At 39.5% G+C, this 22,782-nt stretch carries 24 protein-coding genes, 1 pseudogene and 1 other annotated feature; of the genes and pseudogenes, 20 read left to right on the top strand and 5 right to left on the bottom strand.

Annotation, left to right across the window (positions count from 1 at the left end; translation table 11 throughout):
* Positions 1 to 133: 133 nt before the first annotated feature.
* The 6 genes from AC4EG4_RS06375 to AC4EG4_RS06350 all read left to right on the top strand — a co-directional run bounded on the left by AC4EG4_RS06375 (position 134) and on the right by AC4EG4_RS06350 (position 6,001).
* Positions 134 to 1,225 carry a glycerol dehydrogenase gene (locus AC4EG4_RS06375; protein WP_490987285.1) on the top strand — a complete coding sequence of 364 codons (1,092 nt, stop codon included), beginning with the start codon at positions 134 to 136 and terminating at the stop codon, positions 1,223 to 1,225.
* Between the two features lie 160 nt (positions 1,226 to 1,385).
* On the top strand, positions 1,386 to 1,829 hold the full coding sequence (locus AC4EG4_RS06370; RefSeq protein ID WP_490978471.1) for a GNAT family N-acetyltransferase: 444 nt from the start codon (positions 1,386 to 1,388) through the stop codon (positions 1,827 to 1,829).
* A 94-nt stretch (positions 1,830 to 1,923) separates the two neighbouring features.
* Positions 1,924 to 2,117, top strand: a binding site (T-box leader).
* A 53-nt stretch (positions 2,118 to 2,170) separates the two neighbouring features.
* Positions 2,171 to 3,601 carry a proline--tRNA ligase gene (gene proS / locus AC4EG4_RS06365; protein WP_490987284.1) on the top strand — a complete coding sequence of 477 codons (1,431 nt, stop codon included), beginning with the start codon at positions 2,171 to 2,173 and terminating at the stop codon, positions 3,599 to 3,601.
* Between the two features lie 491 nt (positions 3,602 to 4,092).
* A complete protein-coding gene (locus AC4EG4_RS06360) occupies positions 4,093 to 4,821 on the top strand; it encodes a HEAT repeat domain-containing protein (RefSeq protein WP_490987283.1) in 729 nt (242 codons plus the stop codon).
* Positions 4,822 to 4,836: 15 nt separating this feature from the next.
* On the top strand, positions 4,837 to 5,415 hold the full coding sequence (locus AC4EG4_RS06355) for a histidine phosphatase family protein (RefSeq protein WP_490978467.1): 579 nt from the start codon (positions 4,837 to 4,839) through the stop codon (positions 5,413 to 5,415).
* A 25-nt stretch (positions 5,416 to 5,440) separates the two neighbouring features.
* On the top strand, positions 5,441 to 6,001 hold the full coding sequence (locus AC4EG4_RS06350) for a GNAT family N-acetyltransferase (RefSeq protein WP_490978466.1): 561 nt from the start codon (positions 5,441 to 5,443) through the stop codon (positions 5,999 to 6,001).
* A gap of 90 nt (positions 6,002 to 6,091) precedes the next feature.
* Here the strand turns inward: AC4EG4_RS06350 and AC4EG4_RS06345 are convergent, their stop codons facing one another.
* From AC4EG4_RS06345 to AC4EG4_RS06335, 3 genes are all read right to left on the bottom strand, one after another.
* Positions 6,092 to 6,274, bottom strand: a complete 183-nt coding sequence (locus tag AC4EG4_RS06345; RefSeq protein ID WP_490978465.1) for a hypothetical protein — start codon at positions 6,272 to 6,274, stop codon at positions 6,092 to 6,094.
* 129 nt (positions 6,275 to 6,403) lie between these two features.
* Complete coding sequence (locus tag AC4EG4_RS06340) at positions 6,404 to 7,525, bottom strand: MFS transporter (protein WP_490987282.1); 1,122 nt, start codon at positions 7,523 to 7,525, stop codon at positions 6,404 to 6,406.
* Positions 7,526 to 7,588: 63 nt separating this feature from the next.
* Positions 7,589 to 8,116 carry a TetR/AcrR family transcriptional regulator gene (locus AC4EG4_RS06335; RefSeq protein ID WP_490987281.1) on the bottom strand — a complete coding sequence of 176 codons (528 nt, stop codon included), beginning with the start codon at positions 8,114 to 8,116 and terminating at the stop codon, positions 7,589 to 7,591.
* Between the two features lie 203 nt (positions 8,117 to 8,319).
* Between AC4EG4_RS06335 and AC4EG4_RS06330 the strand changes: the two genes are divergently transcribed.
* From AC4EG4_RS06330 to AC4EG4_RS06315, 4 genes and pseudogenes are all read left to right on the top strand, one after another.
* Positions 8,320 to 9,495 carry an FAD-dependent oxidoreductase gene (locus AC4EG4_RS06330; RefSeq protein ID WP_490987280.1) on the top strand — a complete coding sequence of 392 codons (1,176 nt, stop codon included), beginning with the start codon at positions 8,320 to 8,322 and terminating at the stop codon, positions 9,493 to 9,495.
* 58 nt (positions 9,496 to 9,553) lie between these two features.
* Positions 9,554 to 9,907: a hypothetical protein gene (locus tag AC4EG4_RS06325; RefSeq protein ID WP_490978461.1), complete on the top strand. Its 354-nt coding sequence runs from the start codon at positions 9,554 to 9,556 to the stop codon at positions 9,905 to 9,907.
* A gap of 237 nt (positions 9,908 to 10,144) precedes the next feature.
* A pseudogene (locus tag AC4EG4_RS06320) lies at positions 10,145 to 10,594 on the top strand (SRPBCC family protein).
* Between the two features lie 479 nt (positions 10,595 to 11,073).
* Positions 11,074 to 11,793: an alpha/beta hydrolase gene (locus tag AC4EG4_RS06315; protein ID WP_490987279.1), complete on the top strand. Its 720-nt coding sequence runs from the start codon at positions 11,074 to 11,076 to the stop codon at positions 11,791 to 11,793.
* A gap of 132 nt (positions 11,794 to 11,925) precedes the next feature.
* On the opposite strand, the gene AC4EG4_RS06310 is transcribed toward AC4EG4_RS06315, so the two are convergent.
* Both AC4EG4_RS06310 and AC4EG4_RS06305 read right to left on the bottom strand, forming a co-directional pair.
* On the bottom strand, positions 11,926 to 12,336 hold the full coding sequence (locus tag AC4EG4_RS06310) for a GNAT family N-acetyltransferase (RefSeq protein ID WP_490987278.1): 411 nt from the start codon (positions 12,334 to 12,336) through the stop codon (positions 11,926 to 11,928).
* A 93-nt stretch (positions 12,337 to 12,429) separates the two neighbouring features.
* Positions 12,430 to 12,795, bottom strand: a complete 366-nt coding sequence (locus AC4EG4_RS06305; RefSeq protein WP_490987277.1) for a hypothetical protein — start codon at positions 12,793 to 12,795, stop codon at positions 12,430 to 12,432.
* Between the two features lie 554 nt (positions 12,796 to 13,349).
* On the opposite strand from AC4EG4_RS06305, the gene AC4EG4_RS06300 reads away from it, so the two are divergent.
* From AC4EG4_RS06300 to AC4EG4_RS06255, 10 genes are all read left to right on the top strand, one after another.
* Positions 13,350 to 13,994, top strand: coding sequence for a Type 1 glutamine amidotransferase-like domain-containing protein (locus AC4EG4_RS06300; RefSeq protein ID WP_490987276.1), 645 nt, complete (start codon positions 13,350 to 13,352; stop codon positions 13,992 to 13,994).
* 118 nt (positions 13,995 to 14,112) lie between these two features.
* Positions 14,113 to 14,598, top strand: coding sequence for a hypothetical protein (locus tag AC4EG4_RS06295; protein WP_490978456.1), 486 nt, complete (start codon positions 14,113 to 14,115; stop codon positions 14,596 to 14,598).
* Between the two features lie 48 nt (positions 14,599 to 14,646).
* Positions 14,647 to 15,153 (top strand): DUF3916 domain-containing protein, encoded by a 507-nt coding sequence (locus tag AC4EG4_RS06290; protein WP_490978455.1) that lies wholly within the window; start codon positions 14,647 to 14,649, stop codon positions 15,151 to 15,153.
* Between the two features lie 166 nt (positions 15,154 to 15,319).
* Positions 15,320 to 16,672 (top strand): 3' terminal RNA ribose 2'-O-methyltransferase Hen1, encoded by a 1,353-nt coding sequence (locus tag AC4EG4_RS06285; RefSeq protein ID WP_490987275.1) that lies wholly within the window; start codon positions 15,320 to 15,322, stop codon positions 16,670 to 16,672.
* Complete coding sequence (locus tag AC4EG4_RS06280) at positions 16,669 to 19,260, top strand: polynucleotide kinase-phosphatase (RefSeq protein WP_490987274.1); 2,592 nt, start codon at positions 16,669 to 16,671, stop codon at positions 19,258 to 19,260. Before AC4EG4_RS06285 ends, AC4EG4_RS06280 begins: the two co-directional genes overlap by 4 nt.
* A 554-nt stretch (positions 19,261 to 19,814) precedes the next feature.
* On the top strand, positions 19,815 to 20,150 hold the full coding sequence (locus tag AC4EG4_RS06275; RefSeq protein WP_490987273.1) for a hypothetical protein: 336 nt from the start codon (positions 19,815 to 19,817) through the stop codon (positions 20,148 to 20,150).
* A 219-nt stretch (positions 20,151 to 20,369) separates the two neighbouring features.
* Positions 20,370 to 20,834: an NUDIX domain-containing protein gene (locus AC4EG4_RS06270; protein WP_490987272.1), complete on the top strand. Its 465-nt coding sequence runs from the start codon at positions 20,370 to 20,372 to the stop codon at positions 20,832 to 20,834.
* 27 nt (positions 20,835 to 20,861) lie between these two features.
* A complete protein-coding gene (locus AC4EG4_RS06265) occupies positions 20,862 to 21,500 on the top strand; it encodes a hypothetical protein (protein WP_490987271.1) in 639 nt (212 codons plus the stop codon).
* An 8-nt stretch (positions 21,501 to 21,508) separates the two neighbouring features.
* A complete protein-coding gene (locus tag AC4EG4_RS06260; RefSeq protein WP_490987270.1) occupies positions 21,509 to 22,414 on the top strand; it encodes an aminoglycoside phosphotransferase family protein in 906 nt (301 codons plus the stop codon).
* Between the two features lie 42 nt (positions 22,415 to 22,456).
* Positions 22,457 to 22,744: a hypothetical protein gene (locus AC4EG4_RS06255; RefSeq protein ID WP_490987269.1), complete on the top strand. Its 288-nt coding sequence runs from the start codon at positions 22,457 to 22,459 to the stop codon at positions 22,742 to 22,744.
* Positions 22,745 to 22,782 lie beyond the last annotated feature (38 nt).

Genomic DNA, 22,782 nt, shown 5'->3' with positions numbered 1-22,782 from the left:
TCTTATAAAGTTTCATTTTACTGCCATTTTGAAAACATACTTTGTTTGCCCAGTTAAATTCCAGGGAACGATAGTATTTAGAGCGATTAGTTGAATGGACTATAATAACAAGATTTGAAAGGAGCAATACATTATGCAAAAGAAAGTATTCATTTCACCTAAAAAATATATCCAAGGTGCTGGGGTTCTTGGCGAAATTGGTGAAGAAGTAGCAAAAATCGGGAAAGCTCCACTCGTGTTATCGGATAGCATTGTTTGGGAAATTACCGGAAATACTGTAAAAGAAAGTTTTGAAGCAGCAAATACGTCTTACATCTACGAAGAGTTTACAGGCGAAGCATCCAATACAGAGATTACTCGTCTGACTGAAGTCGGCAAGAATAAAAAAGCAGACGTAGTCATTGGCCTAGGCGGAGGCAAAACCATTGATACGGCAAAAGCTGTGGGTGATGCATTAGGAATCCCTGTAGTTGTAGCGCCGACGACCGCATCTACAGACGCACCAACAAGTGCACTTTCTGTTATCTATTCGGATGAAGGCGTATTCGAAGGCTATAAATTCTATAACAAAAACCCGGAATTGGTGTTAATTGATTCCAAAGTAGTGGTAGGCGCACCAATCTTCTTGCTTGCTTCCGGTATGGGTGATGCGATGGCGACATTGGTTGAAGTGAGAGCTTCACAAAAACGCAATTCCAATACCATGGCTGGCGGGAAAGCAACGCTCGCAGCCATTGCAATCGCGGAAAAAGCAGAAGAAATCTTGTTTGATCAAGGGATCGCGGCATTCAAAGCAGCCAAGCAAAAAATTGTCACACCACAAGTGGAAGCGATTATTGAAGCAAATACGTTATTGTCAGGCATAGGCTTTGAAAATGGCGGACTCGCTGCCGCTCATGCGATTCACAACGGATTTACTGCCTTAAAAGGGGATATTCACAAATTGACCCATGGCCAGAAAGTGTCGTACGGAGTATTGACGCAGTTGGTCCTTGAAGGCTATTCTGAAAAAGAGATTATGCGTTATGCTGACTTCTTTAAAGCAATTGAATTGCCAACCACCTTAAAAGATCTTCATTTGGAAGATGTTGCTTATGAAGATTTGTTGGAAATCGGCAAATTGGCAACGGTGGAAGGCGAAACCACGCACAACATGAATCCAGAACTTACACCTGAACAAATAGCAGATGCTATTTTGGCAGTAAATGCATTAACGACTGCTTAATTTTAGTTGATCAATACCCCCAATGGACTCAACAAGTCCATTTGGGGTATTTTGGTTGGGAATAAAGAAACCGTTGAATCCAAATTTTGCTCTTTCTAAACACGTTACTTTATTTTACTATATATTACAGAAGTACTAATAAAAGAAAAGAGGCAATAGCATGCAGATAGAAAGAGTCACACTGGACATGGTGGAGCGGGTTGTTCCTTTATTTGATGGATATCGGCAATTTTACGGTCAGCAAGAAGATAAACAAGCAGCACAACAGTTTTTGGAAGAACGCATTTCAAAAGAAGAGTCGATTGTTTTTATTGCATTGGTGGAAGGCGAAGCAGCTGGCTTTGTTCAGTTGTATCCAGTATTTTCTTCTGTTTCCTTGAAGAGAGCTTATATCCTCAACGATTTATATGTTGATCCACGATTTCGCCAGCAAGGCGCAGGAAAGCGGTTAATGGAGAAAAGCTTTGCTTACTGCGAAGAAAATCATGCCCGCTTTGTCGCGCTTGAAACAGCAACAGATAATGTCCAAGCCCAAAAGCTTTATGAACACATGGGCATGAGCCAAGAAGAAATGCTTCACTACTCAAAAACTTGGGAAGAGTAAGATACAACTAGTTTTGACAGAGGATCATCTAATTGGTGTTGACTTGTTTCACTATTTCAATTAATCTGTATAAAATACAAATAGCATTCCATTCGCACGTTTAAGGACTAGTAAACAAGCTGTACTTTTTCAGAGAGGATATTGCAAGCTGCGAGATATCCAATGTACATTTGTCGAACCTGCCTTTCATATTCTGTATTGAAAAATACAGCGGTTGATGCCGTTAGCCATTTCGAGAGTAAAGCTTTGCTTTAAATAAGGGTGGTACCGCCTCCAGAGGTCCCTTAGTTTAAAGTGGGGCTTTTTTGTGTTCCAAAATATTTATTAAAAGGAGAATGGACATGGCCAAACAATTAGTTGAACAAATTACCAACATGGATCAAGACTTTGCGAAATGGTACACAGATGTTGTCACCAAAGCAGAACTGATTGACTACTCGAGCGTACGGGGCTCTATGATCATCCGCCCTTACGGATACGCCATCTGGGAAAACATCAAAGCTTCGCTTGACCAGGAAATCAAAAACACGGGCCATGAAAATGTCTACATGCCATTGCTTATACCGGAAAGCCTGCTTCAAAAGGAAAAGGATCACATAGATGGATTTGCGCCTGAAGTGGCCTGGGTCACGCACGGGGGAGATGAGCAGCTGGCAGAACGCTTGTGCATCCGACCGACTTCAGAAGTTTTATTTGCAGAACATTATAAAAACATCATTCATTCCTATCGCGATTTGCCAAAGTTGTATAACCAGTGGTCTAACGTTGTCCGTTGGGAGAAAACGACCAGGCCGTTTTTGCGGACGCTCGAATTTCTGTGGCAAGAAGGGCATACGTGCCATGAAACAGAAGAAGAAGCTCAGGAAGAAACTCTTAGGATGCTCGATGTTTATGGCGATATTTGTGAGCGGGTGCTGGCAATTCCAGTAGTCAAAGGGCGGAAAACGGACAAAGAGAAATTTGCGGGAGCAAAGTCTACTTACACGATTGAAAGTTTGATGCACGACGGAAAAGCGCTTCAATCCGGTACTTCACATAATTTCGGTACCGGATTTGCGGAGACATTTGGAATCGAGTTTTTAAACAGGGAAGGGAAGTTAGAGCCGGTTCACCAAACTTCATGGGGATTCACGACGAGGATTATTGGCGCGATGATTATGGTCCATGGCGACAACAAAGGATTGGTGTTGCCGCCTGCTATAGCGCCAACTCAAGTACTCGTTGTTCCAATCGCGCAGCATAAGGAAGGCGTGCTGGATGCCGCCTATGCCATTCACCAATCGCTTCAAACTTCATTGCGGGTCAAGATAGACGCGAGCGATAAAAAGCCAGGGTGGAAATTCAGCGAGTCCGAAATGAAGGGAATTCCAATTCGTTTGGAAATCGGTCCGAAAGATATTGAAAACGAGAAAGTGGTGTTGGTCCGAAGAGATACAGGAGAGAAAATTGATGTAAAAAACAAAGATATCGAAACAACAATCGACCGGCTGCTTCAGGAGATCCAGAGCTCGTTGTACGACAAAGCATTGGAACATCGCTTAGCCAAAACAACCGTTGCTGTGAATATGGAGGAGTTTAAAACGAATTTGTACCATGTCGGAGGGTTTATCAAAGCGATGTGGTGCGGCGACCAAGCATGTGAAGATCAAATAAAAGAACAGACGCAGGCGACTTCACGCTGCATTCCATTTGATGAAGAAGCTGTATCTGATAGTTGTGTGTGCTGTGGAAAAATGGCGAAAGATTTGGTTTACTGGGCAAAAGCATACTAGAGCTATATGCTTTAGTTAGCAAAGAGGAAGAGCTTCTTAATGAAGTTTCTTCTTTTTTATTTGGATAAGGACGAAAGTGATACTCCGAAGCAAAATACCTGGGGCAATTTGCAAAAAATGAAACTATCCTCTTCCGCTTTTCGTATAAATAACCATCAAAGGTCGATGAAGAGGTGAGAAATGCAATCCAATTCGGACGCAAAAACTAATTCAATTAAACAAATTGGCATAAGAAGCGTTATGAATTTATATGGTGCGTTTCTGTTTTCGGGATTACTTCTGTCTATTTATGCACATGAAATTAAAGATGTCGGTGGATTCCTGGTGTTTCTTCTAATCAGTAGCGTGCTTTATTTTCTGTTGTGGAATCTTTATTTTAAAAGCGAACGGTGGAAAAAGATGGTTTTTATTACGTTATGCTTTATTGCATTGTTCAGCCTGTTTATGGTGTTCTTTACAGCAGCTTAAAAGAGGAGTTGAACACTACAATCATGAGAGTTGAACAGAAAAGGATGGCAATTGAACAGTTGCTGGCTCGAGGTGGACCAGATGTCTTTCAAAGAATAGCAGAATATGCAAAAGAGGAGGATCGAGAAGTACGAATCATGGCTATAGAAGGTTTGGGAGGACTTCCTGTCCATCCGATGATTAAATCCACACTTTTGCCACTAACAGAAGATCCGGACGAAGAAATTCGCTATTTGGCTCTTGAAGCATTATGGGGGTACACGGGAGAAGAAGTTTTTATTGCCCACATTAGGCGATTGAAAGACTCAGACGAGCTGGTCCGCATGTCAGCGGTAGAAGGGTTAGGTGAGTTGAGGGACGTCCGAGCAGAAAAATATCTTATTGAATCCTTACGTGATGAGGAAGAAATTGTCCGGAGAGATGCAGCAGCAGGACTTGGCAAAATTGGAGCCGCAACTGCCATTCCAGTACTACAAAAGCATCTTCAACAGGAAAAGAGCAGTTTAACCAAGGTGGGGATTTATACCGGTTTGTACTTGCTGGGTTCCCAAATTCATTTGCAATCACTCTTGAACTTATTGAGCGATCCTTCTTATGCAGTCAGATGCGCTGTTGCGAACACGGTCGTGACCTTAGCTGACCCAGAAAATGAAAAAAACATCAAAAAAGCGCTGAAAGCCGCATTACGAAGAGAGCCGACAATTTCTGGCCAATCCACCCTGCAAGAAGTATTGGATAAATTAAACTCATAGACTGGGGATGTAAAGTTGGAATTGATTTTTATTCGCCATGGGCAAGGTGAACACACTGTGAATTTGCCAGACAGCCTTCAACTGGCCAATCCTTCATTGACAGCTAAAGGATTCAGCCAAGCTGAAAAACTGCGTTCTACACTTTCGTTAACTGCTGAAGATGTATTAATTGTCAGTCCAACTTTAAGAACCCTTCAAACGGCAACGATTTGGAGTGCAGATATAGCGTGCCAAAAAATTATCCATCCTTTGGCAGCACCACGCATATTTCCAACGCGGTTAAATGCAGTTACATTACCATGCGATATATTGCTTGATTTAAAGCGGCTTCAAAGTGACTTTCCTAATTTCTCTCTTGCACCAAATCTGTCTTTGTCCTTATGGTCAGAAGGCATTAATACGCTATCTGAAGATGAGTTTGCTAACTTAGCTGAAGAGTTTATTGGGTTTTGCCAAAGTTTCAAATGCCACAAAGTTTATGTCGTTACACATGATGGGACCATTACTTCATACCGCCAAAAGATGTTAAAGCAAAAATTCACAAGAAAAGATTTTCTTGAAGAAACAGAATGGATTCGACTGGTGGTTGAGTAAGTTACTACTAGTCAAGGAGGAACCGATGGACCAAACAAATAAGTTTCCCACACTTAAATCCGAGAGATTGATATTAAGGCAAGTTACTGAAGAAGATGCAGCAAATGTACTTGAGTACTTGTCCAATGAAAAAGTAACCAAGCATATGGGAATTGAAGCCTTCAAATCACGGCAAGATGCAATCGATGAAATTTCTTGGTATAAATCAATTTTCGATAAAGATACTGGAATTAGATGGGGCATTACGATAAAAGGCCAGGAAAAAGTTATTGGCAGTTGTGGGTTTTTAAATGTAAAGTCTCAGCACCATCGTTCGGAAATCGGAGTTGAATTGAGTGAAGAGTACTGGGGAAAGGGAATTGCAGGTGAAGCTTTCCAGTCGGTTTTAGCATATGGATTTGAACGCATGAATTTGCAGCGAATCGAAGCTTTAATCGAACCGGCCAATACTCCTTCCCAAAAGTTGGTGGAAAAACACGGGTTTCAAAAGGAAGGTTTGCTTAGAAGCTATGAATTTACGTGTGGAAAGTTTGATGATTTGTTTATGTATTCGCTGCTCAAGCAGGAGTTTAAGAGTAAAAACTAGCTCTAAAGGAACTAATGAAGGAGCGTACAAGAATTCTGAAAGTGACTTTTCAACCTATGTGTCACTTTCAAAACAGATCATGACAGTTTTTTAATCTGAAGATTTTTTATAATATTTATCCGTAAAGATGATGTAAAAGAGCGTAATCACTGCAGATAGTGTAATGTTGCTAAACCACTCAAACGAACCGTGATTTATATAATCGAGTCCGACTAAAAAAACAAGCAATATCGTAAACAAGACTACGTAAAAATAAGGACGATTCAGTTTCATGACGATCCTCCTCTTCAAACACTAATGATTGTTTGTGGTTGCATCTCTTATTATGGCGATTGGCTTCGAAAAAAGTTTCGTGTTAGAATGAAATATTTTACAAATTTTAACCGGTGAAGTGTTTGTTCATTACTCCGAATAAATTTTCGTTTTGCAAAAAAGAAACAAGAGCCCAACGATCGCAAACACGTTAAAGGCAAAAGGATATGAAATTTCTTCTATCAACATGCCCGCAGCCATCGATCCGGCTGATTGGCCAATGCCCAGTGAAAAAAATGAGATGCTGACGCCAATAGAAGGTGAAGCTGAAAACTCGCGTGTGCCCCAAACGATAAACAGGCCCGTCATGAAGATAAAAGAAATTCCGAATAACAGGGCCGAGAAGTAGATGGCTTCTTGATTGGAAATGGTTAACAAGAAAATAGAAGCAGAGACAACCACAACGCCCAATCGGTAGGATTGATTTAGTCCAATGGATTGAATAATGGCTCCAGCAATCCCCCCAAGAATTCCTGCGCCTCCCATGATGATCCAGAAAACCACACTTTCATTTGTTGAAAGGCCATGAACAACGGTAACGTAACTTCTCGAAAAGGTCCAATATATAGAAGAACTGAAACCGATTCCGACAGATGCCAAGATCAAAAATCGTGCCTTTGTTAATAATTTCAAATTAAATCTATTCGATTTTCTTACTGAAGGGGTTTGTTTTTCTTGTTCAATTACAGATGCATTCCACCAGCAAACCACGGTTGCAAGAACTGCAAATAGCACGTAACTCCATCTCCATTGGTCTGTAAATAGTAAAGCTACAGGACCCGTCAGAAAAATTCCAAAGCTCGTACCCGTATTAATCCACGTGTTGCCCTTATCCCGCAAATTCGATTTCATTGTATAAGACACCACTTGGCTAAATGTCGGTGAAACCCATCCGCTGCCGGATCCTGCAACAAAAGCGCTGAAAGCCAGCATATAGAATCCTTGGGAAGCTGCCATCCCAATCATTCCAAGGCAGGCAGCACCACCAGACAGTAGAATTACGTTTCGCGCATTTAGTTTATGAATAAATAGTGAAGACGTCAGCAAAGCGAGTGTATAAGCAATGTAGGCTGCCGAACTTACATAGCCCAATTGGCTTTCAGATAAATTCAAAGTCGAACTGATGTCGGGCAAAAACAAACCAAAACTGTATCGTGCAAAAGCATAAGTGACAGCGACCATGGCAATGCCAGGCATAATAATTTTCCACATATTTTCATCTCCTAATTATAGATAGAACGGTCACTATATTTTTGGGTTAAAAAAAGTAAGCAGTCAGCCTACTTCTAAGTGTTGCACTAAAGGGATGAAGGAATCTTCAACTTTACCGATCTCTATGGTTTCGGATAGGGAAGTGGCTCCTTCAAATAACAGGGATAGCTGCAAAGCGGTCAAAGTGGAGAGCCCACTTGATTGGAAAAACTGAAGCAAGTTTTCTTTGTGGGAATAAACCTTCTGAACAATCAATTGATCTGGAGCACTGCCAAACTCTTCTTTAGCACGCAAAAACATACAACCGTTAGGCGAACTATTTTTTAACCACACTAAGTGGCCAGCAGCAAGGCGATTCTCAATAGATCCTTTTTCGCTATTTTTAGCTTCCTCCAATAAATCGAAGTAACCCTTTTCTCTTCTGTTCAGAATTTCCAAGATAAGTTCTTCTTTGGAGCTAAAATGATTGTACAGTGTCATCAGCGCGACGCCAGCTTCCTGGACAATCGCTTTCAAGCCAATTGCGTGAAACCCATGGCTGTAAAAAAGACGTTCAGCGGTTACGAGCAAATCTTCTTTTTTGGAACTCATCGTATCCCTCCAGTAAAATTAGATATAACGGTCACTCTAAAAATAACATAAACAAGTACTTAGCACAATGCAATGGGATAAAAAATTTACTTGTTTGTGAAAGAAAGAAGTGGTAAATTTAAGAGTATATTTAATAAATCGTAATTATTACGCTTTATGGGGATGGACTAATACTGAGAAGATGGGAAATGGGGTGGGGTACGATGTTTAAATGGATAATCGTGGGCGGTGGAATTCAAGGAATAACCATGGCTAGTTATTTAATCAGAAAACAGAAAGCCAAGGTGGAAGAATTATTGATAATTGACCGGCACGCAGAGCCTTTAGCGAACTGGCACCGATGTACTAACACTATTTCAATGCCTTTTCTTCGATCACCCGGAGTCCATCACTTGGATGTAAATCCATTTGGACTGGGAGCTTTTGCGAAAGACAATGAATTTGACGACAGTGCTTCTTTTCTTGGAAGATTTAAACGTCCTTCTCTTTTGCTGTTTGAAGAACATTGCACTTGCATGATTCAAGAATTGGCACTGAAGAAATGCTGGAAAAAGGGATCTGTTGAATCTATTAGCCGAAAGAATACAGGTTGGCAAGTAAATATGAGTAACAGCGAAACGGTGCAAAGTGAGCAATTGATCTTGGCGATTGGCAATAACGAACAATTGCATTTGCCTGAGTGGGCAGACGTTTTGCAGGAAGGTACACATGCACCGATATACCACATTTTCGACATGTCCCTTCCGAGATTAGAGAAACTAAAACCACCATTCACCGTAATTGGCGGAGGCATCACGGCAGTCCATTTAACTCTCAAGTTAAACAAGCTTTTTCCAAATCAAGTAACGCTGCTAAAGCGCCATTCGTTTCGCATCCATGACTTTGATAGCGATCCAGGATGGCTCGGCCCCAAAAAGCAAATGGCTTTCCATAAAACACACAGCTACCAAAAACGGCGACAGCAAATCAAGGCAGCGCGTTATAAGGGATCCATTCCCCGTGACTTGTACATCAAACTGCTTCACCAAGTGCGAAAAAATCCCAATCTCACAACGGATGGCGAAGTCCATTTCGGCAGGTTTGAGAAAGGTGCGATAAACCTGTACGATAAGTCTAACCGATTGCTTCAGCAAAGCGGAACCGTCTTATTAGCTACTGGCTTTCAAACAACGCTGCCTGGGAAAGAGTGGCTGGCACCAGCGATAAAAGAAAACCACTTGCAATGCGCCAACTGCGGATATCCCATCGTTTCCAAAAATCTTCAATGGGCCCATAACCTCTATGTCATGGGGGCATTGGCAGAGCTGGAAATCGGGCCGATCGCCAGAAACATTTCCGGCGCACGCCAGGCAGCTGATCGCATTACTCAACAGGTTTAAGAAAAGCGACCCAGCTTTGCTGGAATTGACCCTATCAAGGAAACAAGGAGAGAGTTGTATGAATGAACGATTAATGGACTTTTTGTGGAAGAGTGAAGTTGCAAAACTTCCTATCGGAAAAAAGAAAATTTATGAATACGTTGTACAAGCAGAAAATGGATTGGCAGAAAAAGCTGCAACGGCAGATGAGTTCTGCAAACTGCTGTTGGCCGATTCTCCTGTAACTGCAGCGATGAATCACTTTCAACTACCTTATGAAAAAGTAGTCTTCACAATCATGAGCACGGAAGAAGAGCTTCATCATAAAGTCGAACAACGTTATAAAAAGGTAAAGTGGGTAGATTACAGCAAAGCGGTAGATTCTAAAAATGCCAATAGCAATGGGAATTATTTATTCTTGTTTGTGAACTAGAAAACAGTATGGAATTTAAAGAGCGAGATTGCCAAAAAGCAATTTTCTCGCTCTTTTTACTTTGACAAAATATTTAACGTCTTCCACTAATCGATCACTTGGTGTTTTTACAATATGAGGGTGAATGGTAGTATAAAAGTCAGCAATTAATTATTGAATATCGAATCGTATAAATTAATTTTAGTGATATATGGAAACTGAAGTGTCTAAAGGACTGAAGTGGAAAGGGGTCTCCAAATGCCTATCATAAATCATGAAATTTATATTCAAGCACCTATCTTAAAATGTTTCGATCTTACGAGAAATGTCGATGTTCACACTGAGACTACTTCAAAGACGAAAGAGCGGGCAATTGCAGGAGTGACAAACGGGTTAATGGAGAAAGGCGATTTTGTAACTTGAGAAGCCACTCACTTTGGCGTAAGACAAAAGCTAACAGCCAGAATCGTTGAGATGGAGAAACCTCACTGGTTTACAGATGAAATGGTGAAAGGTGCTTTTCATTCATTTACCCATACACACGAATTTATAGAAAGTGGCGATGGAACAATTATGATTGATAAGTTTAGTTACAAAGCTCCTTTCGGTCCATTAGGATATATAGCTGATAGGTTATTTTTAGAAAACTATATGAGAAAATTCATCATGGGGCGGGCAGTTGAGCTAAAGAAAATAGCAGAAAACTAAGTTCATAAGAGTTAATGTATAAGAGGAGTTAGGGTTCGTTAAAAGAATACATAAAATTTGCTTAAATAGTTATAAAGCAACAGATGATTTTGCTGCCAAATCAAGAAACTAATTAGCAGCACTGCTACCGGAGGATAAAGAAACAAAAAACCATTGGCTCTATACAATTAATAAAGACACTGACGTCATTGACTACGTTTGGCTAAAGTCAGATCAAGAGAAGTATAGTGCCTTTCTTTATGAAATTTACGTTTTCGACGCCTATCAATCGATGGGAAATGGTACCGAACGATGTTGTTGATTGAGTAATGGAAGAAAGAGCGAAAACTTCATTTTTTGAAATTGCATGTTTTTGGCTCTAACAAAGGCACACATAAACTATATGAAAAGTTTGGTTTTGCTGTTACAGGATACAACATGATTAAAGTTTTGGAATGACATTCATTGCGTAATAGAATTTAGTAAGGAGCAAACTTAAGTTGAGAAATCATAAAATTTTCCCTTCACCATACTCCGTATTTCCTGCTGAGAATCCAAGCACCGGTAAAACTATTGTTATTTTTCATGGTTGGGGGTCCAGTACCAAAAATTATGAAGATTTTGCAAAATTTCTTTCATCATTTGGTTTTGGGGTGATTGTCCCCGAATTGCCTTTTCACGACAGCAGAAACAAGCTAGATAACCATTTTAACAATGCAGCAGTTCAAGAGTATTTTTGGGAAACGATCTTCAAGAGTATAGATGAAATGCCAATTCTCTTACAAAATTTAGAAATTTCAAATGAACAAGTTATACTTTTGGGTATTTCGATGGGAGGGTTTATAGCAACAGGAATCCACGCAAAGTTTACGGGTTTTGCGGGCTTAATCAATATTAACGGGTCTGGCTCTTTTTTATTATCAGAAAAAATCTTTAGAGAAAATGATCATCGTCCAGAATTATCGCTTAGAGAAATGCGGAAGCTAATTGCTTATGATCCAGTGAGAGCAACTAATCGAAATTCGTCCATCCTTTTAATGCACGGTGAGGAGGACAGTATCGTCTCAATAAAGGGACAGGAAGATTATTTTGCTTATTCGGTAGCCGAGTCAATATCAAGCGATATAACGTTTAAAAAATATCAAAACATCAACCATTCATTTTCTGAAGATATGAAAAAAGATTTAATACGATGGCTGGGAAAGAAATTTTTAAGTTGACTTATTGACTGTAAAAAGAGGATTTTGCACAGTAGTAGTTTAATGAGAATCACTTACCAACAGAATTAAAAGCAAGCGCATTCGTATCTATCCGAATGCGCTTGCTTTTTTAACTAATCACACAAGTAGTGGCTAACTCATCTTTGCAAATGCGACAAGTGTTCCTTTGTCACAAGATTCGAAGCCATTCTTTTCATAAAAATGCCGAACATTCGGAGCTTCTTCTGTCAGGAGAACCTTTTGCCGAACCTCTTTAAATTTCTCTAGAACCTGATCTACTAAACCAGTCGCAACTCCTTGATTTTGATGACTGTTTTTTACCAAGATGTCTTGTATATAGATGATTGTAAAACCATCACCAACGACTCTAATCAAACCAATTAACTGTTCATCTTCCCATGCAGATAAAACATATAGGGAATTTGATAGTGATTTCTCTAATTGATTTAAATCTTTAATGTATGCGTACCATCCTACATCTTCATATAAAGCAGCCAGCTTTCTTTGATCAAATTCCTTTGTTACTTTTAATATAATCGTCATTGTTTTTCCTCCTCGAAAATTATATTTTGAAGAGCTCATGCGGAATTTTTCCACTGTCTTATGCCTCCTTTTCTACTGGTAATCTATAAGTTTTTATTGGAGCAGTTTGCGTTTTTCTTTCCATGCCTTTAACAGGTTTTCATGATATTCTTTTGGCTTTTCGATCAAAATCCAATCAATAGAGTGTCCAGGTGTTGGCATCCATTTTTTTCGGCGAAGCCGTATTTTTTCGTGATTCGTATAATGAGGGTATATAACAGTAGATTTCGTAAAAGAATCATTCCATACTTCACTAAATTTAATACTTTCTATTTCCTCCCAATACACTTTTGCCCCTTTTAAGTAAATGACTACTCCTTCGTCATCCCAATAAAAACCTCTGCCTTCGTTTCTTTTGTTCCACAGATAAATGGGATACCATATAAAGGGCAACGGTAACAGTATGGTGATGCCTATCATCTTAATCGTTTCCAGGAAACCGTTTTCTATAGTGTCTCTTAATCCGAGCAAGCATAAAAATAAACATAACAGTCCAAAATTCAGAAACACAATTATCAATAGTCTTGATATTTTATAAATTTTACGTTGCCCCAGGAGAACCCCCTCCATTTCATACATACAACTTTTTAATAATTTTAAATTTGTTAATTCATTTCCATTTTAAGTATAACCAACTATATGTAAAAATAAATTTAGTTAAAAAGGAAAATGAACGATGTGATTCTTTTTTTGAAAACTGCAATATTACTTTTACATATATTGTATAATTGAATAAAAAGTCATAAGAGTGGCGGGGAAGTTGTGGGAGAAATGGATCTTCGAAACAGAACTAGACAGCTTGATTGCCGCTTACTTTTCCTACGTTTAACATGTATTTCTTATTTATCTTCAATGAGCAGGTCTGTCTGAATTTCATGGAGCAATCACAGTCCTTTTTCTGAGGAAGAAGACTTGTTCCATGAGTTTGTGAAAAAGACACTTTAGAATATGGAAAAGACTTTTGGAAGAGCGAGGTGTTCTACTTGGCAAGGTTGTTCTTTTATAGCGATCAAGTTGTTGAATCAACTGGAAACAAAAGAATGGATGGTTTTCTTTTTAATGGATTAGATATTAAAAATACAAAAATTGGCTATATTCCTTCCACAGAAGATAAAGAAAAAGTACACTTTCTTAAAAAAACACAGTATTACCAAAGTTACGGAATAGAAGATGTTATGTTTTTTGACCTTTATGATGGGTTTGATTCTTCAAAGATAAAGGATTTGTTACAGTGTGACATCATTCATCTTGCTGCTGGAAATCCAATTGAATTTAGTAAAGCGCTTGAGCGGCATAATTTTAAAAAAGTACTGCGAGACTATGCAGAAGCAGGTGGAACAATCGTTGGGGTAAGTGGAGGAGCGGTTCAACTGGGCAAGTCTATTAAACTTTTTCAGCTGTTTATAGGGGAGAATGAAGAACAGTTAGAAAGTTTAAACCTTACAGAGTTTGAATTTTTACCTCACTATAATCGCTGGACCAGTGAATATATAAGAAAAGTGCAGCAATATGCTAAACAGACGAATACCCTTGTTTACGCAGGAAATGATGGAGACGGACTAATCGTTGAAAATGGAAACCTCAAAATGATAGGAAATATCGTTTTGATTAATTCTTAAAGATCTTTCTTGAAAAGTTGATTTCGAACTTCCAAAAAATAACCTGTAATTATTCAACAATAATTTAATGTAACTCATTCTTTTTTCATATATTTAGTTTTAAAGAGCGGAGATAAATATGAACTCTATACGTATAACAAAATACAATCCACTGAACAGGGATGCAAACGGCCATTACACATTAGTTGAAGAATGGACCAGTATATCAGATGTTGGAAAATCTTTTTATGGTCAAACCTTTACAATGCAGCAGTACTTGATCACAGAGGATAAATATATCGACGCCGTTGAATCGCTTATGCAGGAAACAGGTAGTACTCATTTGAGGATAATAGGCTTAGAGAATCATTTTAACGTAAAAGAAATGAACCTAACAGAAGGAAAAGCCATTCTTAGAAAAATGGTGAAAGAGCTGGTTAAGATGATTCTTCGGGAAGAAGTCTGGGGTAAACTTATAGCCAAAAACCAATTCGAAATACATTTCGGAACTGATTATTATATGTATTTTGTAGGAGAAGGGATTACAGAGGAGCTTATTAAAAGACTGAAAAGGATCGAAGGTTTATACATAGAAGAATTTCGGTCACCTTATCTGGATCAATGAAATTATAGTTCATTTTAGTTTTATCAAATAATTTTTAGGAGAAAGAACATGCGTGAGAAAAAAGTCCGTGGGATAAAAAGGAAGTCGAATCAGATGAAACGAAGAATAGAAGAAGAAACTGCTGAGTTTCCAACCCATTTCTACCATGGCTACTGGCATCTTCATTTGCCAGTGGATCAAAGTTTTATCGATTCCACTCAAACACCTAAAAAAGTTAGGCAGCTGTGCATCCAAACCTTGATAGATCAAGCTGAGTATTTAATTAAACAGAAACCGAATACAGAAGAAACATACCGAGTAGTCGTGGCAGTAGATTTGCCCAAGTTGTGGGATTCACAACTTATTGTTTTTAAAGGCAACGAACATTTTGAAGGGTTTTTTAGCAGAAATAGTGAGGAACAAAAATGGCTGGAGCTTCCGTCAGACAGGAACATTCCAACCGAATGGGCGTTAACCATTCCAGAAAGTTTGTTTTTTACCGGCTGCAAAGAAGTGATTACAGACGATGATTATTATCATGAAGGGGAAATTTGGTTTATTGGAGAAATTATTTAAGCCGAGCATAAGGACTACGTTTTGAAAATAGGAGTGCAATGGGTTTTACGAACGTCTCGAAATCTTTTTAAGATGAAATTATTACTAAATATATGAATATATTTTCTAAATTTTATGATATGTTTAAGGCATTAAAGCAGAGGATCAATCCGAAGGAGAATACAGTATGCAGTTGACGATTCGGGCAACCGGTGACAATGTAAAAGCCATTTCATATTTAGTGTCCAAAAATCCGGAAAATTTATACGAGCGAAACCAAAAGGGCCATTTGGTCCGAATGTTTTACAGCAAGTTTGCAGATAAAGAACTTGAAATGACGGTTTTTGTAACTCCAGATCCACTGGAATTGATGCAAAACAAGTCCAATTCCTTTGATATTACGCATTATATTAACGACCGCGAATTTGCTGTCAGCAGTATTTTTTGTTCGTTTATTCGCTCTGCGCTCGGTACGGCATTAAATGGCCAGCCAAAAGAAGAATATGCTCAGTGGGTTGACCATGAATTCCCTTTCGTATTGGGATTAGGGCCGGTTGCTTCAACCTTATCGGATCAGCAGCTCAAGGATTTGTTCGAGCCTATGGGATACCAAGTAGATATTGAACGTCCTGAGATACACTACTCTTTTCAGTTGAAAGAAAGCAGCACTGTCCGCACCCTCACATTAACCGGATATCAAACCCTCCAAAATTCTCTGCGTCATTTGTTTGTTCTCATTCCGGTCATAGACAATTACAAACATTATTTCATAGACGAAAAAGAGATTGAAAAACTGGAACGGTACGGAGATGGCTGGCTGGAAGAGCATCCGATGCGGGAAATGATTTACCGTCAGGCCCTTCGCTTTAAAGAAATTTACAGCCTGGTAGAAAGCCCAAAAACAGAAGAAAAACCGGAAGAACCAGTGAGAAAAGTACGATTGAATGAAATGCGCTATGAAAAAATTGTGGAAACTGCCAAACTGCTAAAGCCAAATAGCATTGTGGATTTTGGCTCTGGCGAAGGAAAACTGGCTGTCCAGTTGGGCTTTATCAACGGTGTTCAAGAAGTCCTGGCAGTAGAGCCTTCTCAAGCAGCGACTTTAAAAGCAGTCAAGCGTTTTGAAAAAGTGAAAGACCGGTCGAACTTTATTGAACCCACTACCTTATGGGGCTCGTTATTCTATTACGACGAACGCTTAAAAGGAAAAGACCTGATTATCCTATGCGAAGTGATTGAACATATAGACGCACAGCGGCTGCCAAAAGCATTCGATACGATTCTAAACTTGTATGCCCCAGAATCGCTTATTATTACTACACCAAATCAGGAGTATAACGAAATTTATGACATGGAAGACCACTTCCGGCATGACGACCATCGATTCGAATGGACGCGTCAGGAGTTCCAGGAATGGTGCAAGGCCCGGAATCACCTTGATTTGTATGAGCTCGAATTTAGTGGAATTGGTGAAGAAAACTTGAATCAAGGATTCCCTACGCAGATGTGTGTGTTTAAAAGGAAGGTGAACAACTCATGAAAATCGGCTTGCCTCATTCAGGGATCGTTTTATTAATTGGTCCATCAAATAGCGGGAAAACGACGTTATTGAAAAGATTAATCGAAGAAAAAGCAATATTGCCTTCAGAAGTCGTCAGCTCAGATGATTTTAGGGTAATGGTCAGTGACGAAGCGTTTATCGATTGGCGAAATCGTCCTCAGGATGAAGCTGCAGGGTTAATGGACAGCTATCAGGAAATTTCAACAGAGGCTTTCGAGATGATGGATTCTGTTATCGAATCCCGATGCCGCTTGAACAAGGTAGTACTGGTTGATGCGACACATCTTCATTCAGACGACCGCAAAAAGTATATTCTATTAGCGAAGAAGAATCATGTTCCCATTCATGCCATTGTTTTTGACGTTCCTGAAAAGATTTTGGTCAACAGAGACGAAGTGCGTGACAACCCACGCGGAAAACGGCGGATCAAACAGCAGTTTCAAATTTTCAGGAATGAAAAGCGCACCATAAAAAAAGAAGGCTTTGCATCTGTGTATATGGTAAAAGAAAGCGAAGGCATAGAAATTTTCAGGCGTGCAAGCCGAATTGAACAAGATATCGGACAAGGCATCGACATTATTGGAGATGTTCACGGCTGTTACACAGAGTTGATGGAGTTGCTTGAAAAACTTGGCTATCAAGAAGATCAAGATGGATTTTTTGTACATCCGGAAGGCCGGAAATTCATTTCTGTCGGGGATGTAATGAGCCGGGGACCCGAGTCACTCAAGACGATGCTCTTCTTTTATCGACACGTTCAGCAAGAGCTTGCTTTGATGGTAGACAGCAACCACGGCTGGAAAATTGCCAGGTGGCTGGAAGGGAGGCAAGTGGTACTGGGACATGGAGACGAAAAGGTCGAAGAAGAATTTCTTGCCTATGAAACACAGTACGGGGAAACTGAACTTCAAAAACTCAAACGGCAGCTGCATCGGTTTTTGCTGGAAGCCCCTTCCCATTACGTTTTCAAAAAGAATGGAGCACCAGTTTTGGTTTGTACACATGCAGGAATCAGAGATGCATTTATCGGCAAGCAATCTGAGGCAATCAGTGATTTTTGCCGCTACGGAGATACGGATGGGTTTAGTGACACAGGAAAGCCGGTGCGAAAAGATTGGACAGTGGCTCACCAAAACAAATTACTGATCGTTTGGGGGCATGATCCAAAACCCAAGCCTCTATTGATCAATAACACCATCAATATTGACCAGGGCGTTGTTTTTGGCGGAGAACTGACGGCTTATCGATATCCGGAAAGAGAATTCACAGCAGTAAAGGCCAAGCAAGATTATTCCGGTACGGATGAAAACCCATTGGCTGAATGGGAGAAAAACCGGTTAAATCCGCCAAACCTTGCCAAGTTTATCCACGGGTATTCTGTATTGACAGAAGCGCTGGGTGAAGTGAAAATATTTCCAGAACAAGTGAAACCGGCAATCGATGCCGTTTCCCACTTCACGGTCCCAATCGAACAATTGGTCTATATTCCGCCAACGATGAGTCCGACACCAAACGCATCCGGACTGGCAGATTATTTGGAACACCCAAAAGAAGCAATGGAGTATTTTAAAAACAACGGAATCCAGACGATGATTGCAGAGAAAAAACACATGGGCAGCCGCGGCATCCTGTTCTTGTTTAAAGACAAACAAGCAGCGTTAAAGCATACTGGAATCGAATCACTGGGGACCATTTACACCAGAACCGGAAAGCGGTTTTTTGATAGTGAAACAGAAGAACGGCTTCTCGTACAGTTGAACAAAGACTTAATTGGCATGAATTATTTCAAACAGTACGAAACCGATTATATTTTGCTGGATGCAGAAATTATGCCGTGGAACTTAAAAGCGAAAGAGCTCATCAGCAGCCAGTATGCACATGTGGCAGAAAATGCATTGGTCGACCGCTCGCTGCTGAAAAAGAAGCTGAGTGCGGCGCTCGGAACCAACGAAGGCTTGCAGCTGTGGCTTGAGGAGTATGAGCAGAAACTTGAAAACGCGCACGAATTCAATGAAGTGTTCCAGAAATACTGTTGGAATGTGGACTCGATCAATTCTATTCAAATTGCGCCATTTCATGTGCTGGCACACAGCAACAAGGCTTTTATCGACAAACCTCATGCTTGGCATATGGAGATGAATCAATTTCTTGCCAGCCAATCTCAATTATTTGTAGAAACAGAATTCAAACTAATAACAGATGAAGCAAGCGAGAATGAGGTAATTGAGTGGTGGGAGAGAATCACAGAAGACGGCCACGAAGGACTGATCATCAAACCTGAATTTTTTATTGCCAAAAACAAAGGGAAACTGCTGCAGCCTGCCATTAAAGTCAGGGGTCGCAAATACTTGCGGATCATTTACGGAATGGATTATGTAGAAGGCAAAAACTTAGAACGATTGAAGAACAGAAATACTGGCAAAAAACAGAAGATGGCATTAAAAGAATTTGCACTTGGAGTTGAAGGATTGCTTCGCTATACCAGCGGAGATACGATCGAACGGGTCCACGAATGCAGCTTGGGGACACTTGCGATGGAATCAGATCCTGTCGATCCAAGATTGTAAAAAAACTGATCGAGTCAGAAACTGTCACAAGTTTTTTGGCACAAATGAGACTTTTCCGATTGGATATGTAAAAGGAGTATTGAGAGGGCTTGGTCCAAAAACACGCGAGCATTTTATTTCCATCTCAAGTTTAACCAATGAGATTTTCCTTTATAGGATTGAGAATAAAGAAGAGTACAGTAGTATAATTTAAGTCATTAATAGTTCGCCGAAATTATGTAGGGAAAGCTTTCTGTTAAGAAGGCTTTTTTCTTTGAATAAAATCGGCCCTAAAGAAATCCTACTTATGTTCACAAATCTCTCGAATATTATCAGTACTACAAACATTAATCGAAATATCCAATTAAATTTTTTGTATGTTTACATTTTCTTTAATGCAAAAATACCAATAATTCAAACAAATGAAATTTTAATTTATTTATCTTGTTTTTAAATGGTAATATAAGTATGTAATGAGGTTTATTCACAGCATCAAACGATTGGAAGGGTGATCATTCCTGTTAAATAATCGAGGATTTGATTTATGGGCAGACGAATACGACAGAACGGTTAAAGTGAGCGAGTACAACAACTTGTATCCGTTTGCTGGATACAAAGATATATCGAACATGGTTTTTAATGAAGTGATGAAAGTGGAATGGGACATTTCAAAAGGGTTGCCGGACTCTGTGAAACAGAAAGAATATGACGTTGTCGTCAGCACATATACCTTGCACCACTTAACAGACGTGGACAAAGTTCAACTTATAAAAAATCTATTGGAAATTCTTTCAGAACAAGGCGAAATCGTTATCGGCGACATTGCCTTTCAAACACGCGAAGAGTTAGAGATTTGCAGAAATAACAGCAACCCTTATTTGGGATCCGGACGAATTTTATTTTGTATTTGATGAACTTCAGGAAGTATTCAAAGACTTTTGTTCCTGTGAGTTTTATCCACTTTCACATTGCGGTGGAGTAATCATAATTTCGAAATAGAGGAGTTGGAATCAGGGTCAAAAATCAGATTTCTAGCTCTCTCAAAACCTTTTATAAGTCCAGAGGAAATTGAGAAATACAATTGAACCCATTGAAATTGTTAAATACGAACGGATTGGAATGAAGAATGGATGGGGATTAGAAATTCGGCAAAGGCAGTCATTATTCAAGGGTCCAAGGTTCTGATGACTAAAAATCAGGACGATGAAGGATTCTTTTATCTTTTCCCAGGTGGCGGCCAAGATTATCGGGAAACTCTGACAGACACAGTGAAGCGGGAATGCATAGAAGAAATCGGAAGCAACGTCGAAGTAAAAGAACTTCTCCACATTCGGGAGTACATAGGCAAAAATCATGAGCATGCTCATTTCGATGGCGGTGTTCATCAGGTGGAATATTACTTCGTTTGCCACCTGCTGGAAGAACAAGTGGCAGCGTCTGCTCCAACCAATCCGGACTCGCATCAAGTAGGGATCGAGTGGCTGACAGTTTCCCAACTGAAGGATTATCGAATTTATCCAAAAGGTGTTTGCAAACTGATTCAAAGTTATGCAAAGAATAAAAAAGAAGCGGTTTATTTAGGGGATATTAATTAGAAAATTTCTGTGAAAGGAGTTAAGACAATGGGTTCTAGAATGATGCACTTGCTCATTGCTGATAAGGTGTCTGAGCAGTTGGCCATAGTGGATAAGCAACTATTTCTGTTAGGAGGAATTGCGCCTGATGCTGCTTATACAACTGAAAGAAAATCAGCTTCGCATTTTTATGAAGGAAGTTTGGATGATGGTACACGGCACGTAAATTACAAGCGGTTTATTAAAAAATATCCACGAGATGTTCAAACAGAATATGGACTTGGATACTTGATTCATCTTATTTCCGACAATGTCTGGCTAAAGCAGGTTTATTTTAAAAACGACTTCAAAAACCGAACAGATGCTGATCCTCAATTGCTTGAAAAATGGCATAGCGATTTTAGAAAATTAAATGGGAAATTGATTAACCATTTTGGATGCGACGCTTTGAAAGATGAATTGATAGAATCCTTTCTGTATGCGACTCATATAAGTGAGATTAAGATTGAAAATCTTGAAGAATTCAAGCAGGAAACGGCTAAAGATTTTATATTTACGAGGAATGAACTAGCAAGTGAGCTGGAGGTATATTCCATGGAGCAAATTTTAGACTACATTGATTCCGCAGCCGAGGAGGCAGTAAAGGTTTGCAGAGACATTCGACTAGAATTGCAGTTAAATAAATGAGTAACTCTATGACAATAAACCTGATTAAACAAATTCCAGAAATCAGAAATTGCCAAAAGATCACTCAAATAGACAAAGGATTTTCATCAGACAACAAATACTTAATTGATATGCCTGTAGGCAATGACAAACTATTGCTTCGAACGTTTAGCTTGGAACAATTCGACGTGAAAAAACTTGAGAGTACTATTCTACAAGAAATGCAGAAGCTTGGTGTCGCTTGCCCCAAACCAATAGCAATTGGCCAAACAGAAAAATTCGGATATATGATCGTTACTTACATAGATGGAAGTGATGGAGAGAGTGAAATTTTAATAACTTCAGAAAAAGAGCAGTTTTCGATCGGTTATAAGGCAGGCATGGAGTTGCGAAAAATGCACCAGCTTGAAGCGCCTGTGCATATCGATTCCTGGTATAGAAGAAAAACAGAAAAGCATAAACGCTATATGAAAGCATATCTTTCATGCGGTGTGAAAATCGAACAAGATGAAAAAATTATAGATTTTATCGACGCCAACCTTCATCTTATGAAACAGCGGCCGAATGTATTCCAGCATGATGATTTTCATCTCAGCAATTTGATTTTGCACAATCAGCAGTTCGTTGGTGTTATAGACTTTGAAAGGTACGATTGGGGAGACCCCATTCATGAATTTCTCAAAATCGGGATTTTTAGCCGTGGAATAAGCATTCCGTTTTCCATCGGCCAAATAAAAGGCTATTTTAATGGGGCAGAGCCCGATGAAGATTTCTGGAGATTGTATTCATTGTATTTAGCGATGTGTGTGTTTTCTTCAGTCGTTTGGACTTTGAACACGTTTCCTGAGGATATGGATAATGCGCTCGATAAGATTTATACGTTTTTAGATGACCACGATTATTTCATTGACATAAAGCCGAAATGGTACAAGTAAGTTGCTGTATAAATCTAAGTAAATTGGATGTGGAAAACGGTGATGAAAATGCTTGGTATACTGATAATTCTTACGGTTTTTTTATCAGCATGTGGAGGCTATGAAGGAACCGTAACAGAAAAGACAGATTCGAGTTTTATTATGGAAGTCTCTTCGAATGATTCAGAAGACGAAACGCTTATTGAAATGCATTTAACTGACGGCACAGTTTTTAAAGGCTCAATCCGTTCTTTTGATGAACTGGAAGAAGGAGATCAAGTCCGGGTTGTTCCCTTCGATCTGCCAAAAGACTTTTCGTATATTCTACCTTCAGAAGTGATAGTGGAATGAGTTCTGGATTAGAGAAATAACAGGTCTTAAATTTGTGG

The sequence above is a fragment of the Planococcus sp. TJ-201 genome (assembly GCF_058268495.1).
The sequence above is the reverse complement of the archived record's forward strand: the minus strand, read 5'-3'. Positions and strand labels throughout refer to the sequence as shown.